At 72.8% G+C, this 14,240-nt stretch carries 14 protein-coding genes; 4 read left to right on the top strand and 10 right to left on the bottom strand.

All coding sequences use genetic code 11. From position 1 onward, the window contains the following. Positions 1–50: 50 nt before the first annotated feature. The 7 genes from ACFV9H_RS33975 to ACFV9H_RS33945 form a co-directional block, all read right to left on the bottom strand. Complete coding sequence (locus ACFV9H_RS33975; RefSeq protein WP_385406038.1) at positions 51–974, bottom strand: ArsR/SmtB family transcription factor; 924 nt, start codon at positions 972–974, stop codon at positions 51–53. A gap of 43 nt (positions 975–1,017) precedes the next feature. After that, positions 1,018–1,950 carry an ATP-binding cassette domain-containing protein gene (locus tag ACFV9H_RS33970; protein ID WP_385406035.1) on the bottom strand — a complete coding sequence of 311 codons (933 nt, stop codon included), beginning with the start codon at positions 1,948–1,950 and terminating at the stop codon, positions 1,018–1,020. 47 nt (positions 1,951–1,997) lie between these two features. Beyond that, entirely contained in the window at positions 1,998–2,216 is a 219-nt protein-coding gene (locus ACFV9H_RS33965; RefSeq protein WP_385406032.1) for an MbtH family protein, read from the bottom strand. A 224-nt stretch (positions 2,217–2,440) separates the two neighbouring features. Beyond that, entirely contained in the window at positions 2,441–4,000 is a 1,560-nt protein-coding gene (locus ACFV9H_RS33960) for an amino acid adenylation domain-containing protein (protein ID WP_385406030.1), read from the bottom strand. 545 nt (positions 4,001–4,545) lie between these two features. Next, on the bottom strand, positions 4,546–5,238 hold the full coding sequence (locus ACFV9H_RS33955) for a 4'-phosphopantetheinyl transferase (protein WP_385406028.1): 693 nt from the start codon (positions 5,236–5,238) through the stop codon (positions 4,546–4,548). Then, the gene (locus tag ACFV9H_RS33950) at positions 5,235–6,095 is read right to left on the bottom strand and encodes an alpha/beta hydrolase (RefSeq protein ID WP_385406025.1); all 861 of its coding nucleotides are present in this window, start codon (positions 6,093–6,095) and stop codon (positions 5,235–5,237) included. The genes ACFV9H_RS33955 and ACFV9H_RS33950 overlap by 4 nt, the downstream gene beginning before the upstream one ends. Beyond that, a complete protein-coding gene (locus tag ACFV9H_RS33945; RefSeq protein WP_385406022.1) occupies positions 6,092–6,844 on the bottom strand; it encodes a tryptophan 2,3-dioxygenase family protein in 753 nt (250 codons plus the stop codon). The genes ACFV9H_RS33950 and ACFV9H_RS33945 overlap by 4 nt, the downstream gene beginning before the upstream one ends. A gap of 290 nt (positions 6,845–7,134) precedes the next feature. Between ACFV9H_RS33945 and ACFV9H_RS33940 the strand changes: the two genes are divergently transcribed. The 4 genes from ACFV9H_RS33940 to ACFV9H_RS33925 all read left to right on the top strand — a co-directional run bounded on the left by ACFV9H_RS33940 (position 7,135) and on the right by ACFV9H_RS33925 (position 11,706). Beyond that, the gene (locus ACFV9H_RS33940; RefSeq protein WP_385406020.1) at positions 7,135–7,329 is read left to right on the top strand and encodes a hypothetical protein; all 195 of its coding nucleotides are present in this window, start codon (positions 7,135–7,137) and stop codon (positions 7,327–7,329) included. Next, positions 7,326–9,680, top strand: a complete 2,355-nt coding sequence (locus ACFV9H_RS33935; protein WP_385406017.1) for a TOMM precursor leader peptide-binding protein — start codon at positions 7,326–7,328, stop codon at positions 9,678–9,680. Before ACFV9H_RS33940 ends, ACFV9H_RS33935 begins: the two co-directional genes overlap by 4 nt. An 84-nt stretch (positions 9,681–9,764) precedes the next feature. Beyond that, on the top strand, positions 9,765–11,000 hold the full coding sequence (locus tag ACFV9H_RS33930; protein WP_385406014.1) for a sensor histidine kinase: 1,236 nt from the start codon (positions 9,765–9,767) through the stop codon (positions 10,998–11,000). A gap of 97 nt (positions 11,001–11,097) precedes the next feature. Next, positions 11,098–11,706, top strand: a complete 609-nt coding sequence (locus ACFV9H_RS33925) for a DNA-binding response regulator (protein ID WP_385406012.1) — start codon at positions 11,098–11,100, stop codon at positions 11,704–11,706. Positions 11,707–11,863: 157 nt separating this feature from the next. On the opposite strand, the gene ACFV9H_RS33920 is transcribed toward ACFV9H_RS33925, so the two are convergent. The 3 genes from ACFV9H_RS33920 to ACFV9H_RS33910 all read right to left on the bottom strand — a co-directional run bounded on the left by ACFV9H_RS33920 (position 11,864) and on the right by ACFV9H_RS33910 (position 14,172). Beyond that, the gene (locus ACFV9H_RS33920; RefSeq protein ID WP_385406010.1) at positions 11,864–12,484 is read right to left on the bottom strand and encodes an NADH oxidase; all 621 of its coding nucleotides are present in this window, start codon (positions 12,482–12,484) and stop codon (positions 11,864–11,866) included. Positions 12,485–12,591: 107 nt separating this feature from the next. After that, positions 12,592–13,389 carry a BTAD domain-containing putative transcriptional regulator gene (locus tag ACFV9H_RS33915; protein WP_385406008.1) on the bottom strand — a complete coding sequence of 266 codons (798 nt, stop codon included), beginning with the start codon at positions 13,387–13,389 and terminating at the stop codon, positions 12,592–12,594. Between the two features lie 132 nt (positions 13,390–13,521). Then, the gene (locus tag ACFV9H_RS33910; RefSeq protein WP_385406006.1) at positions 13,522–14,172 is read right to left on the bottom strand and encodes a TetR/AcrR family transcriptional regulator C-terminal domain-containing protein; all 651 of its coding nucleotides are present in this window, start codon (positions 14,170–14,172) and stop codon (positions 13,522–13,524) included. Positions 14,173–14,240 lie beyond the last annotated feature (68 nt).

The following is a 14,240-nucleotide window of genomic DNA, read 5'->3' as shown; positions in this document are numbered from 1 at the left end:
CGGCACGGAGATCCGTGCCGGGGGCGGCCGTTCGTGTGTGGAGCCGTACGTCAGGACGCGGGCTGGAGGGCGCCGGCCGCGGCCGGCACCGGGTGCGCCCGGTGCGAGCCGGCCGCGGCCGGCTGCCCGCTCATGCCCTTGAGCAGCGCCGCGCCGAGCGGAGTCAGGGTGTGCAGCACCGTGTTGCGGACCCGCCGGGTGGTGATCAGACCGGTCCGGCGAAGTACGGCGGTGTGCTGGCTGGCGCCGGCCGCCGAGATGCCGAGCCGGTCCGCGAGCTGCGTGGTGGTGCAGCTGGCCCGCAACACGTGCAGCGCGGCCGCCCGGGTCTGCCCGACCAGGGCCCCCAGCGACTGCCCGCTGCCGTCCGGCTTGTCCCACAGGGCGGTCGCCTGGTAGCTGTCCGGCGGCGCGGCGAACGCCAACACCACCGGCGCGGACCGGTCGAAGCGCCGGGTGACCCGGCCCGCCCGGTGCGCCAGGAACACCGAGGGGGCGAGCACCAGGCCGCGCCCGTCCAGGTGGATGTCCTCGTCGGGCGCGTCGTGGATCTCCAACACCGGCGCCCGCCAGGTGATCCGGGAGTGCAGGGTGGTCAGCAGCAGTTCGGCTCCGCCGCCCATCAGCACCCGGCCCCGGGCCTCGCACTCGACCTCCAGGAAGGCCAACAGGTGCTCCCAGTAAGGAGCCACCGCGGCCTGCCAGACCCGGGTGAGCTCACTGCCCGCGGCGCCCTGCTCGATGATCCGCAACAGGGCGCCGAGGCCGGCCTCGCCGTCCGTGCCGGGCCCGCCCGGCAGCCGCCCGGGTCCCGGCCGCAGCCGGTCCCCGACCTGGCTGCGCCACCGCGCGAACGGGGTGCTCACACCCCGCCCGAGCAGTCCGTACGCGAAGGCCGACTCGACCAGCGGTCCCGCGGTGATCTTCAGACGGGTCCGCGCGACGTCGGCAGCGGTGAAATGGATCCTTTGCACAGTGCAGCCCCCGTAGTCCGAAACGTGCTTCCGGCCGGCCGGGTCAGGCCGGAGTGCCGGTGAGAGTGACGAAGACGTCGTCGAGCGTGGGCCTGCGCAGCGCGAAGTCGCTGACTTCCACGCCCTCCTGCCGCAGTTCCCCGGCGGCCGACGCGATCGTCGCCAGGCCGTCGCCGACCGGGATGGAGACCACGCTCCGCGCGTCGTCCACGGACGGCTCCGCCGCCGTGATCCGGCGCAGCGCCCGGACCGCGTCCGGCAGCCGGCCGGGCACGGCCACGGTCACCTCCAGCCGCTCTTCGCCGACCTTGCGCTTCAGCTCGTCCGGGGTCCCCTCCGCGATCACGCGACCGGAGTCGATGACCGCGATGCGGTCGGCGAGGAAGTCGGCCTCCTCCAGGTACTGGGTGGTCAGCAGCACCGTCACGCCGTCCTCGACCAGGTCCCGCACCACCGTCCACAGACCCATCCGGCTCACCGGGTCCAGCCCGGTGGTCGGCTCGTCGAGGAACAGCACCGAGGGCGTCGCGACCAGGGAGGCCGCCAGGTCGAGGCGCCGCCGCATGCCACCCGAGTAGGTACGGGCCTGGCGGTCGCCGGCGTCGGTCAGGTCGAACCGCTCCAGCAGTTCCTGTGCCCGCACGCGTGTGGCGGACTTGCCCAAGTGCACCAGCGTGCCGATCAGTTCGAGGTTCTCGCGGCCGGTGAGCATCTCGTCCACCGCCGCGTACTGGCCGGCCAGACCGATCCGGCGGCGCACCTCCGATGCCTCGCGCACGATGTCGTACCCGGCGACGGTCGCATGGCCGCCGTCCGGTTCGAGCAGCGTCGCCAGCATCCGCACGGTGGTCGTCTTTCCCGCGCCGTTCGGGCCGAGCAGGCCCAGCACCGTGCCGGCCGGCACCTCCAGGTCCACGCCGCCCAGCGCCTCCTGGCTGTCGTAGCTCTTGCGCAGTCCCTCCGCGCGAATCGCCATGTCAACGTCCACAGTTCTCCTCCGCCTCCGCCCGGACCCGTGCCCGATCAGGCGGACTCGGCGGCGGCGGCCTCGCGGAGCCCCGCCGGACGCATGTCCGTCCAGTGCTCCTCGACGTAGGCGAGCGCCGCATCTCGGGGTCCTTCTCCCAGAGCCACCGTCCAGCCCTCGGGGCGCTGGGCGAAGGCGGGCCAGAGGGAGTGCTGGCCTTCGTCGTTCACCAGCACGAGGAAGGTTCCGTCCTGGTTGTCAAAGGGGTTCGACACGTCGCTCACTCCGTCATCCGAGTCGTCATGGACGAGCTCGGGGGTGCCCCGTCGCCCAGGCCGGGCTTGCGGCCTGAGCGACAGGACACCCCCGGTGCCCCGCGCCGCTCGACGGCGGGGGGCCGGCCCGCCCTGTGAGAATCCCGGACCGCGCTGACGCACCACTGAGCTGCGTCTGACGCGCGCGGGTGACCTCGTAACCCCTCGGACGTGAAGTCCTCCCGTTACCTCCCCGCCCGCGCCCGGGTCGCGGCGATGTCCGTCTTGCCGTTGGCGTTCACCACGATCTCGTCCACCAGGTGCACCCCGTCCGGCACCAACGCCGAGGGCAGCGCCGCGGCGAGGGTCTTGCGGACCAGCGCCGTGAACTCCCGCGCGCCGGGCCGCGGCCCCTGCCCGCCGAGCCGTACGAACAGCTCCAGCGTGTCCACCGGTCCGCGCACGATGTCGAACGCGGCGTCCGCCACCCCCGGCACGGACAGCACGTGATGGCGCAGCTCGCCCAGCTCCACCCGGTACCCGTTGACCTTCAGCTGGTCGTCTCCGCGCCCCAGGTAGAGCAGCGCGCCCTCCGCCAGCAGCTCCACGGTGTCCCCGGTCCGGTACGCCCGCCCGCCGGCAGGGCCGCCCAGCTCGGCCTCGTCGAGGAACTTCCCGCCCCCCGCGCCCCCGAGGTACCCGGCGGCGACCGACCGCCCCGCGATCACCAGCTCACCGGGAGCGCCCGGCGCCACCGGTCGCAGTTGCTCGTCCACCACGTACGCCCGGGTGTTCCAGGCGGGCCGGCCGATCGGCACGGTCGGGGTCGACGGCACGCCGGCGCGGTCGAAGCGGTACGCGCAGCAGCCGATGGTCGTCTCCGTCGGACCGTAGTGGTTGACCAGCCGGACCCCGTCCAGCCGGGAGCCGAGCGAGGAGATCAGGGCGGGGTCCAGGCCCTCCCCGCCGAACATCAGGAGCTTCGTCACCCGGTCGTAGCGCGGCGGCTGCGCCAGCACGTCGAAGAACCGGGCGTGCGAGGGGGTCATCTTCACGAAGGTGTAAGGCTCCCCGCGCTCCCCGAACAGCGTCTCCTGGTCCCAGATCCCGGCGACCGCGGTGACCGTCCGGCCCTGGGCGAGCGGCACCCACAGCGAGGTCATCGCCAGGTCGAAGCCGAGACTACCGAAGAGCGGACTGCCGTCGCCCGCGCCGCCCACCAGATCCCCGCACCAGGACACGTAGTTGGCCAGCGAGCCGTGCTCGACCATGACCCCCTTGGGGGTGCCGGTGGAGCCCGAGGTGAACACGACGTACGCGATGTCGTCCGCCCCCGGCAACGCGGGCTCGGGCAGCCCGGGCCGTCCCGGCAGCTCCCCCACGTCGATCACCGGCACCGCCGGCGCGGGCAGCGTCCCGCTCCCCGCGGCCCCGTCGTGGAGCAGCGCGGCCGGAGCCGCCCCCGCCAGCACGGAAGCCGTCCGCTCGCCGGGATGGCTCGGGTCGATCGGGACGTACGCGGCTCCGAGGGCCATCGCCCCCAGCGCGCCGGCGACCGTCCCGGCGGTGCGGTCGGCCCACAGCGCGACCCGGTCCCCGGGGCCGGTCCCCGCCTCGGTGAGCGCGGCGGCGACGGCGAGCGCCCGCTGCCACAACTCCCGGTAGGTGACCTGCTCCGGGCCCGTACGGACGGCCACCGCGTCGGGCCGGGTCCGCGCGTGGGCGCGCACCAGGTGCACGACCGATTCCGCCGCGACCGGCCGGACCTCGCCGGCGATCGAGCTGGGGTGGGGTGCTGAGACCATCGCTCCTCCTGTGGTTCGCCCGGGCGGCTCTCCGCCGTCTGACGCGGCGCTCCGCAGGCCCTACGCAGGCTAGGAAGCCCGGACCCGACCGGACCAGGCCCTTAAGCACCCGTCAAATGTCCGCGCTCCGCGGCCAGAGGACAGCCGCACCACTCCCTGAGCCCCGGCCGCCCCGGCCCAGGCCGGACCGATCTCCTTGCCCCGCCGGGCGAGCAGACCGGCGGCGGCCCCCATCACGGCGTCGACCACCACCCCGTCCCGGCACAGGCCAAGCCGATGCCCTTGCTCCGCCCGGCGGGCACGTCACGACGTCGACCGGCAGTCCGCCCCGGCACGCGACCGGCCAATGTCCCTGCCCCGCCCGGCACCCGGCCCCGTCACCCCGGCAGCCGGCACTCGGTCCCGTCACCACCGGGCCCGGCAGCCGGCACTCGGTCCCGTCATCACCCGGCCCGGCAGCCGGCGCCCGGTCCCGTCACCACCGGGCCCGGCAGCCGGCTCCCGGTCCCGTCACCACCCGGCCCGGCAGCCGGCGCCCGGCCCCCTCACCACCGCGCCCGGCAGGCAGCCCCCGGCATCGCCACCACCGCGACCAGCAGACCGCCCCCGGCACCCCACCGGCCCCTCAGCAGCTCGCCGGCCCCGTGCCGCACCCGCGCTTCGAACCGGCCGCCCGCGGCCGCCGGGCCGTCGAACGACACCTCCACGTCGCGGAAGCCGAGCCGGACCCGGGCATGCGGGAACCACGCCTTGTACGCCGCCTCCTTGGCGCAGAAGAGCAGCCGGTCCCGGCACACCCCGCCGCCCCCGCCACCCCGGCAGGCCAAAGGCAACGCGGCGCGCTCCGCCGGCGAGGCGATGGTCTCCAGGACCCCGTCCCGCAGCGGCCGGTCCGGCTCCGCGTCGATCCCGAGCCGCGCCACGTCCGGGGCCCGGGCCACGACGGCGGCCCGGTATCCCCGGGTGTGGGTCATGCTCCCCACCACCCCGTCGGGCCACCCCGGCACCCCGTCCCCGTCCGGCAACAGCGCCACCCCGCGCGGCGCAGCCGACCCCGGCCCGCCGCCGAGCTCGCGCAGGGCCCGGCGCGCGCAGTGCCGTACGGTGGCGAACTCCCGCCGCCGGCCCGCCGCGACCCCGGCCACCACCGCCTCCTCGGCCGGCAGCAGCACACCCTCCGGAGCGTCCCCGAAGGCGTCCACGCCGACGACCGGGCCGGGCAGCAGCGCCCGGATCACCCCCGGATCCGGCGGGCGACCGCCGCGCCGAGCACGGTGGCCGGCTCCCCGAGGTCGAAGGGCAGGTCGAAGTGGTGCCGACCGGGCACCACCAGCTCCGTCACGTCCGCCCCGCCGGCCCGCGCCGCCTGCGCGAACACCTCCTGCTGCCGGCCGAACGCCCCGGTCTCGCGGACCCCCCGGGCGATCACCAGCGGCGGCAACCCCCCGGCCCCGGCGGCCAGCAGGCGCAGCGGGCTGACCTCGCGGGCCTCCGCCGGGTCCATCCCGAGCGCGTCGTTGACGTACGTGTGCGTCAGCGGCTCCAGGTCGTACACGCCGCTGATCAGCGTCGCGGACGCGACCTCGGCCGCCGGGTCCAGCCCCGCCGCCCGCCAACCCGCCGCGTCCAGCAGTGCCGAGGCCACCAGGTGCGCCCCGGCGGAGTGCCCGCTGAGGTGCACGGCCGAGGGCGCACCCGGCAGTCCGGCCCGCCCGGCGCAGATCCTCCGTACGGAGTCGGCCGCCATCGCGGTGATCGCGCGCATCCGGTGTCGCGGCGCCAGCCCGTAGCCGAGCGCCGCGAACGACACGCCCGCCGCGACGAAGTCCGCCGCCGCGAAGGCCGCTTCGGACCTGCTGAGCTCCTGCCAGTAGCCGCCGTGCACGAAGACCATCAGCGGCGCACCGGGTTCGGCCGCCGGGAACAGGTCGATCCGTTGCTCGGGCAGCGGCCCGCACGGAACGTCGCGGTGCACCCGCAGGGTCTCCCGGGCCCGTGCGCTGTCGGCCGCGTACCGCGCCAGATGGGCGTCGAGGTCGGGGACGAGCGAACTGGGCGAGTAGTCGAGGTCGAGGTCGAGGCCGGCCGTCGTCACGCCAGTTCCGCCCACACCTCGGGCAGCACCCGCCGGCGGGCCGCCATCCACAGGTACGAGGCCCCGTCGGAGCCCGCCGTGCCGGTGCCGCCGCCCAGGAACCGCTCGGCGAGGACGGCGTGCCGGGCCCGCCACATCGCCATCGCCTCGTCGAAGTCGAGCAGCACCCGCCGCGCCGCGTCGGCGCTCTCCCGGTCCGGGCCGCCCGCCACGTAGTCGCGCCAGGCCTCCTGTACGGACCGCTCCTCCAGCCGGGTGCGCAGCCGGTCCCGCTCGGCGGCGCTGAACCCGGCGGTGTTCAGGAAGCGGGTGTCGCGCAGCCCGCAGAGGTACTCGATCTCCCGGAACTGCGCGGACTGGAAGCCGCTGGCCTCGCCGAGCGCGGTCCGGATGACCTCGAAGGCCGCCGGGGTGAGCGTGGCCAGCCCGTCGAACTGCCCCACGAGCGTACGGAAGATGATGGGCACGGGTGCGGCGCGGCGGGCCGCCAGGAAGCCGTCGCCCGCGTCCAGGGCGTCCCGTACGGCCTCCAGGTGCCGCAGCACCACGGCGAAGAAGATCTCGCAGGACTGGTGGGTGGCCAGGAACAGCACCCGCTCCACGTCGTCCTCGCGGACGCACGCGGCCTCCAAGAGCTCTTCCAGCCGCAGGATCCGGCCGTACGGAGGTGCGTCGACGGTGTCGTTCACGTGGACCTTCTTCCTCGCGGGGCCGGGCGCCGCCGCGAATTCCAAGGGGGAGCGGAGCATGGGAAGGAGAGCATCCGAATTGGAATTGCGAGCGTATTGACGGCGTACGCGGGCAACATCGTCATCAAGCACTCGCTTAAAGGCCCGCCAAGCCCTCCGAGGGCCCCGGAGGCCCGCCACAGGGGCGGTGTAAGGGCCCTGTAAGGGCGGCGCGGAGCGCCCCACCGGGGCTATGTGAAATCTTCATCTCGCGGTGGTGAGCCCGGCACTGTCAGGCCTCAGGCGTTCCTCGCAGAATCGTCGGTGAACGGACAGGAACCCGCTCGACGACGCAGAGGGAAACCCACGCCATGACCAGCATTTCGGCCGGCGCCCGTATCAACCCCACCCGTTGTGCGACCGCCCCCGCCCAGTCCGTGAGACGGGGCCTGGTGATAGAGAATCTCGACGCCGTGCCCGAAACCGCGGTGGCGATGTGGTCGGTGTGTACGACGACGCAGGTGATGGACGCGGTGGCCCCGAGCGCCGGACGGCTGGGAGCATGACCCCTGCCGGGAACGAGCGGCCGACCGAGCGGCCGGCGTGCGAGGACGCTCTGGTGGGCTTCAAGTCGCACCTGCGGCCGACGGTCGTGCCGGACGACGCCGCCTACCTGTTCTCCCGGCGCGGAGTGACCGCCCTGTACGGCAGCGAGGCGGAGATCCTCGTACCGCTGCTCGACGGGACCCGCACCGTGGGCGCCGTGCACCGCGAGGCCTCCCGGATGCTGGGCCCCGAGGACGTCGATGCGGCGCTCTCCGCCCTGGCCGACGCCGGGCTGATCCGCTTCACTTCTCCCGCGGCCGCCGCGGAGCCGGCGGGCGGGAGCGCCCGGGTGCCGGCGCCCCGCCGGGCGGAAGTCGAGGCGTACTGGGACCTGGCCGGGCTGGACGGAGGCCGGGCGGCGGCCGACCTCGCCCGGTCGGCCGTCACGATCGAGGCGCTCCCCGGAATGGACTCGGCGCCGGTGGCCGCCGCCTGCCGCGAGTCCGGCATCGCGGTCACCCGGGACCCGCTCGCGGCGGGCCTCGCCCTCGTCCTCTGCGACGACTACCTCTCCCCGGAACTGGCCGGTGTGGACGCAGCCCACCGCGCCGCCGGCCGCCCGTGGCTGCCGGTCAAGCTGTGCGGTACGGACCCCTGGGTCGGTCCGTTCTTCCTCCCCGACGACGGCCCCTGCTGGCACTGCCTCGCCGTCCGGCTGCGCGGCCACCGCCACTCCGAGATCCCGGTCCGGCGCGCGCTCGGCCTGGACGGCCCGGTCCCGCGTCCGGCCGCCGGGCTGCCCGCGGGCATGGCCCTGGCGGCGAACCTGGCCGTCCTGGAGAGCGCGAAGTGGCTGGCCGGACTGCGCCACCCCGAGCAGGGACACATACAGACGCTGGACACGCTGCGGCTGAAGACCGCCACCCACCCGGTGAGCCGACGCCCGCAATGCGCCGGCTGCGGGGACCCCGGTCTCGTGGCCCGCCGGGTCATGGCCCCCTTCGTCCCCGTCTCGCGCCGCAAGGCCGTGGCGACCGGAGGCGGGGACCGTGCCCTGACCGCCGCCCAGACGCTGCGGACGTACGGGCACCTCGTGGACCCGGTGGCCGGGGTGGTCAAGGAGTTACGGCGGGCCTCCGGCGCCCCGGACTTCACCGCCTCCTACGTTTCCGGGCCCAACCTGGCGATGGCGGCGGCCTCCTTCGCCGGCCTGAGCACCGGACTGCGCGCACTCAACGGCGGCAAGGGCCTCACCGACGAGGAAGCGCGCACCAGCGCGCTGTGCGAGGCGGTCGAGCGCTACAGCGGCACCCGGCACGGCGACGAGCCCGTCGTACGGGACTCCCTGCGCGGCCTGGGCGCGGCCGCCATGCACCCCAACACCTGCCAGCTGTACGACGACCGCCAGTACGCGCAGCGGGACTACTGGAACGCGCAGCACTCCCGCTTCCACTACGTCTCCGCACCCTTCGACGAGAAGCGGCCCACCGATTGGACCCCGGTGTGGTCGCTCGCCGAGGGCGTCCAGCGGCTGCTTCCCACCTCGATGCTGTACTACGGACGGGGCGATGCGCCGGAAACGGGCCCGGCGGGGGACGGGCTGATGGCCGACTCCAACGGCAACGCGGCGGGCAGCAGTCCCGAGGACGCCTTGGTTCAGGGGTTCCTGGAGCTGGTGGAGCGGGACGCGGTGGCCCTGTGGTGGTACAACCGCACGCGGCAGCCGGAGGTCGATCTGACGGCCTTCGCGGAGGAGTGGATCGAGCGGGTCCTCGACGGATACCGCCGGATCAACCGGGAGGTGTGGGTCCTGGACCTCACCTCGGACCTGGGTGTCCCGGTGATGGCGGCGCTCTCGCGGCGGACCGACAAGCCGGACGAGGACGTGCTCTTCGGCTTCGGCGCGCACTTCGACCCCAGGGTCGCACTGCGCCGCGCGCTGGCGGAGATGGGGCAGCTGTTGCCCGCCGTGTCCGACGTACGCCCGGACGGCTCGGGTTACCGGATCACCGATCCGGAGCCGCTCTCCTGGTGGCACCTGGCGACCACGGCCAACCAGCCCTATCTCGCCTCCGATCCGGCGACGCGGCCCCGGACCCCGGCGGACTGGACGGCGATACGCAACGTCGATCTGCTGGATGACGTGCACATGATTACAGAACTGGTCCGGGGAAAAGGGATGGATCTGCTGATCTTGGATCAAAGTCGACCGGATTTAAGACTTCCAGTTGTGAAAGTAATCGTTCCGGGGCTGCGCCACTTTTGGGCGCGATTCGCCCCCGGCCGACTTTTCGACGTACCGGTAACGCTCGGTCGATTGCCCGAACCCACGGCATATGCCCAGCTCAACCCCATCCCGCTGTTCGTGTGAAGGCTCAATTGTCACCCTCCTCAAGCTTCTCTCGCCTATGCTCAAGCTGACGTCCAATCAGGGGCGTGCCGAAGGGGGATTGACATGACTCGCCGCGGAAAGAGCTCCGGTGAACTGGCGGAGGCGGTGCGAGTCGAAGGCATTCTCCGGCGCAGTCGGGACCTGCCCGCACCGCGCATGGCCCACGTCATCCTCATCGTCGCGATTTCCTGCTACGTGGGCATCACCACGCTCAACATCCTCAATGCCGGAGTCGAAGGACGCGGCCTCGCGGTGGCACTGGCCTCGCTGGCCGCGATCTTCGCACTCCAGCTCTCGCACTCCCGGCCCGGCGCGCGGCACGCGCCCACGTCACGCAAGGTGCTCACCCTCGGTGCGCAGGTCGCCCTCACGTACCTCCCGCTCATCACACTGAAAGCGCAGTGGGGGGCCATGGCCGGCTTCCTGGCGGGCTCCCTGCTGCTGCTCCTGCCCCCACGGCTGGGCTGGAGCCTGTACGGCCTCGTGGGCGTCAGCATGCTCGTACCGGCGCTGCTGGAGGGCATGTCGGCGCTCTTCACCGTCTACATCGTGCAGACCACCCTGCTGACCGGGCTGGTCACCTTCGGCCTGAGCCGGTTGTCCGAGCTGGTCCGCGTCCTGCACGAGAGCCGCGGAGCGCTCACCCGGGCCGCCGTCACCCGCGAACGCCTGCGGTTCGCCCGGGACCTGCACGACCTGCTCGGCTACAGCCTGTCCGCGATCCAGCTCAAGGGCGAGCTCATCCACCGCCTGATCGAAGCCCACCCGGCCAAGGCGAAGCAGGAGATCGAAGAAGTGCTGGCGATCTCCCGCCAGTCGCTCGCCGACGTGCGCAGAGTCGCCAGCGGGTACCGGGACATGTCCCTGGAGGAGGAGATCGAGTCGGCCCGCTCGGTGCTGAGCGCCGCGGAGGTCACCGCGGTCACCGACATCCGGTTGGGCCCGGTCAGCTCACCCGTGGACACGGTCCTGGCGACCGTGCTGCGAGAGGCCGTCACCAACATCCTGCGGCACAGCCGCGCGGGTCACTGCGAGATCAGCGCGGTGGAGAAGGACGGCCTCGTGACGCTTTCGGTCACCAACGACGGGATTACCGAGGGTTACCGGGACAGCTCACCGCACAGTGGGAGCGGCCTGGGGAACCTGGAGCTCAGGGTGCGCGCGGTGGGCGGCGAACTGCTGGTCGAGCAGGCCCCCGGCGGCCTCTTCCGGCTGGTCGCGTGCGTCCCGGCCGACGGCGACGAGGACCGCGAAAGCGACGAGTCGGCAGACGAGGAACGGGTCGGCGCGGCCATCTGATCCGCCGTTGATTTCCTTCTGGGTACTAACCGAAACAGGCCAACTTGCTATGCTCCGGCGACAAGATCGACCGCGCCGACGGGGGGAGGCTCACAAGGTGATCAGAATCCTGTTGGCCGAAGACATGAACATGGTGCGCGGAGCGCTCGTGGCCCTGCTCAACCTGGAGGACGACCTGCAGGTCGTCAGCGAGCTGGAGCGCGGCGACGAGATCCTCGCCGCCGCCCTCGAAGTCAAGCCGGACATCGCGGTCATCGACATCGACCTCCCCGGACTCGACGGGCTGAGCGCCGCCGTGCAGATCCACGAGCACCTTCCCGAGTGCCGGACGCTGATGCTCACCAGCCTCGGCCGCCCCGGAACCCTGCGCCGCGCCCTCGCGGCCCAGGTCTCGGGCTACCTCCTCAAGGACGACTCCCCGAAGGAACTGGCCAGCGCCATCCGACGGGTGGTGGCCGGCCAGCGGGTCATCGACTCCAACCTGGCCCTGGCCGCGTGGAGCGGACTCGAAAGCCCGCTGACGGACCGTGAGACCGAGGTGCTGCGGATGGCCGCCCAAGGGGCCGAGGCCACCGAGATCGCGGGAGAACTCCACCTCTCGACGGGTACCGTCCGCAACTACCTGACGACCGTCGTGGCGAAACTGAACGCACGCAACCGAGTGGACGCCATCCGCATCGCCCGCGACGCGGGCTGGCTCGTCTAGTGCTGTAACCCGAAAGGTTCACCGGGTCGCGGCGCTCGGTACGGCACCTCGCCGCGTTGTCGGACCGCGCGAGTACGTCCGGTACGAGCCGCGGCCCTCCGCCTTGCGATGCACCGCACCGAACACCGCGCCCCGGCAAACCTCTCCGGCCACAGCACTAGGCGGACTCGTCGACGGCCGCGACCATCCCGGCGGCGAACAGGTACTCGATGATGTCCTCGGTCACCTTCGGCGGCAGCGGCAGCGCCGCCGAAGCCGCGGCCAGCGTGGTCGGCCAGGCCAGCGTCATCGCCACCCACGCCGCCTCCGGCCGGTGCAGGACCACCCGGTGCGGCGAGTCCACCGACTCCAGCACGCACCCGTCCCCCGACTCCGGCACTCTGAAGGCCACGTGCCGCGGCACCCGCACGCGGCACGCGCCGGGCCGGCGGACCAGCAGCGAAGGCGCCGCCGGCGACGACGGGAACACCGACAGCAGCGGCCCCTTCAGGTCGTCCACGCCGAGCGTGCGCACCACGAGGTGCGACAGCTTCCTGAGCGTCGGCAGCGTGAAGAGGTACGTGTCATCGGGACCGCTCAGGGCATTGGCCAGCAGCACCGGCCCGAGCTCCATCCGCCGCAGCACCTCACGCACCGCCGGCGTCGGCCGGTCGAGTCGTTCCTGCCCCCAACGGCTGGTGAGCAGCAGCGCGTCACCGCCCGCACCCTCGTCGACGACCACGTCCTCGGACAGCGACCAGAGATGAACGGTTGGGGCATCCCCAGTCGTGCGCCGCATATCGCACCTCTCTTGCCGGGCGGCGGGACTCGTCGAGTATGAGGCCGGGCCGGAGTCCCACGACAGCCACTGAGTCATACAGTGACCATGAACTTTTCACGTCCCGCCTAGAGCGACACCAGGCTCGGAACCGGCGGGTCCAGCGTCGGATCGCAGCCCAGCACCGACCGGTGCAGCTCCTGCAGCCGCCGTGACGGCTCGATCCCCAACTCCCTGACGTAGGTCGAGCGCAGCCGCCGGAACACCTCCAGCGCCCGCGACGCCCGCCCGCTGCGGTACAGCGCGACGATCAGATGGGCGTGCAGGTTCTCCTGTAGCGGATACAGCGAGGTCAGCGCAGTCAGCTCGCTCACCAGCCGCGTGTGCGCACCGAGCCGCAGCTCCGCACCGATCCTGGCTTCCAACGCGGCCAGCCGCACCTCGTCCAACCGCAGTGCCTCGGCCCGCAGTATCCCGCCCTGCTGTACGTCGCCCAGCGCGGGCCCGCGCCACATGGCGAGCCCCGACCTCAGCAGGTCGGCGCCCCGCTCGTCGTCCCCGGCGGCCAGCGCCCGGTTCGCCTCGGTCACGGTCGCCTCGAACTCCCGCGCGTCGATCCGCGCCACCGCCGAGCCGAGCCGATAGCCCCCGTACCCCCTGGCCACGATCTCCTTGGGATCAGCGCCACCGACCTCCGCGATGCGGTGCCGCAGGTGCTTCACGTACGTCTGCACCGCGGCGGCCGGCCCGTTGGGCGGGCACCCGCCCCACAGTTCCTCGACGATCGCCCCCATCCCCACCTCGCGCCCCAGGTTCACGGACAGCAGCGCGAGCAGTCCGCGCTGCTTGGCCGCACTGGGGACGACGGACCTGCCGTCGACCGTGATGACGAGAGGCCCCAACAGCCCGATCTCCAGCCGCTCCATGCCGACTCCCTTCGATGACCCTCCCTCAGGCTCGCACCAGCACCCCACGGCAGGACAGTTACGCCGACACCAGTTGGCCGTGACCTGAGGCCCCCCGCCCCATGAGAACTTCACATGCCGTCGGCCGGCCCGTCACCCGACGCGGTAGCGTGCCTCGATCCCCGCGATCACGAGGGCCAGGCCCTCCTCGAAGCCCTCGTCGTAGTTCTGGAAGAGGTCGGCTCCGGCGGCCGCGGCGAGCGGGAACTCGACCATGCGGGCGGCGCGTTCGTCGACGTCGTAGCCCTCCCTGCGGTCGCCGGGGAGCGGTTCGACACCCTGCTCCTCGGTGACGAACCCGAGGGTGAAGAAGTACGCGGTGGAAGCGGCCCGAACCGCCTGCGGCAGGGTGAAGCCCGCCTCGACCAGCGCCCCCAGGTTCGCCTCCATCTGGATCGCGTGCTCGGTGCCCGTGAAGCGGGAGCCGCTGAAGACCTTCGCGCCGTCGCGGTAGCCGAGCAGCGCCGCGCGCAGACCGCGGTTGCCGGCCGTGAGCCGTTCCTGCCAGCCGGCGCCCGCCGCGAGGTCCGAGCCCGCGGTCATCCGGCGGTACATCTCGGTGGCCATCTCGTCGAGCAGCTCCTGCTTGCCCTGGAAGTGCCAGTACAGGGCCGGTGCCTGCACCTCCAGGTCCTTGGCGATGGCGCGCAGCGTCAGCCCCTCCAGGCCCACCTCGTTGAGCAGCCGCAGCGCGGTGTCCACGACCTGCTTCTTGTCCAGTTTGGGAGATCTCCGAGCCGTCACGCTTGACAGCTTAACACCGTTAAGGAGACCCTCTGGAGCGTCAACTTAACAACGTTAAGGAGAAAGCC

Source organism: Streptomyces sp. NPDC059874 (assembly GCF_042731135.1).
GTDB lineage: Bacteria > Actinomycetota > Actinomycetes > Streptomycetales > Streptomycetaceae > Streptomyces.
This window is presented reverse-complemented; position numbering and strand designations above follow the sequence as displayed.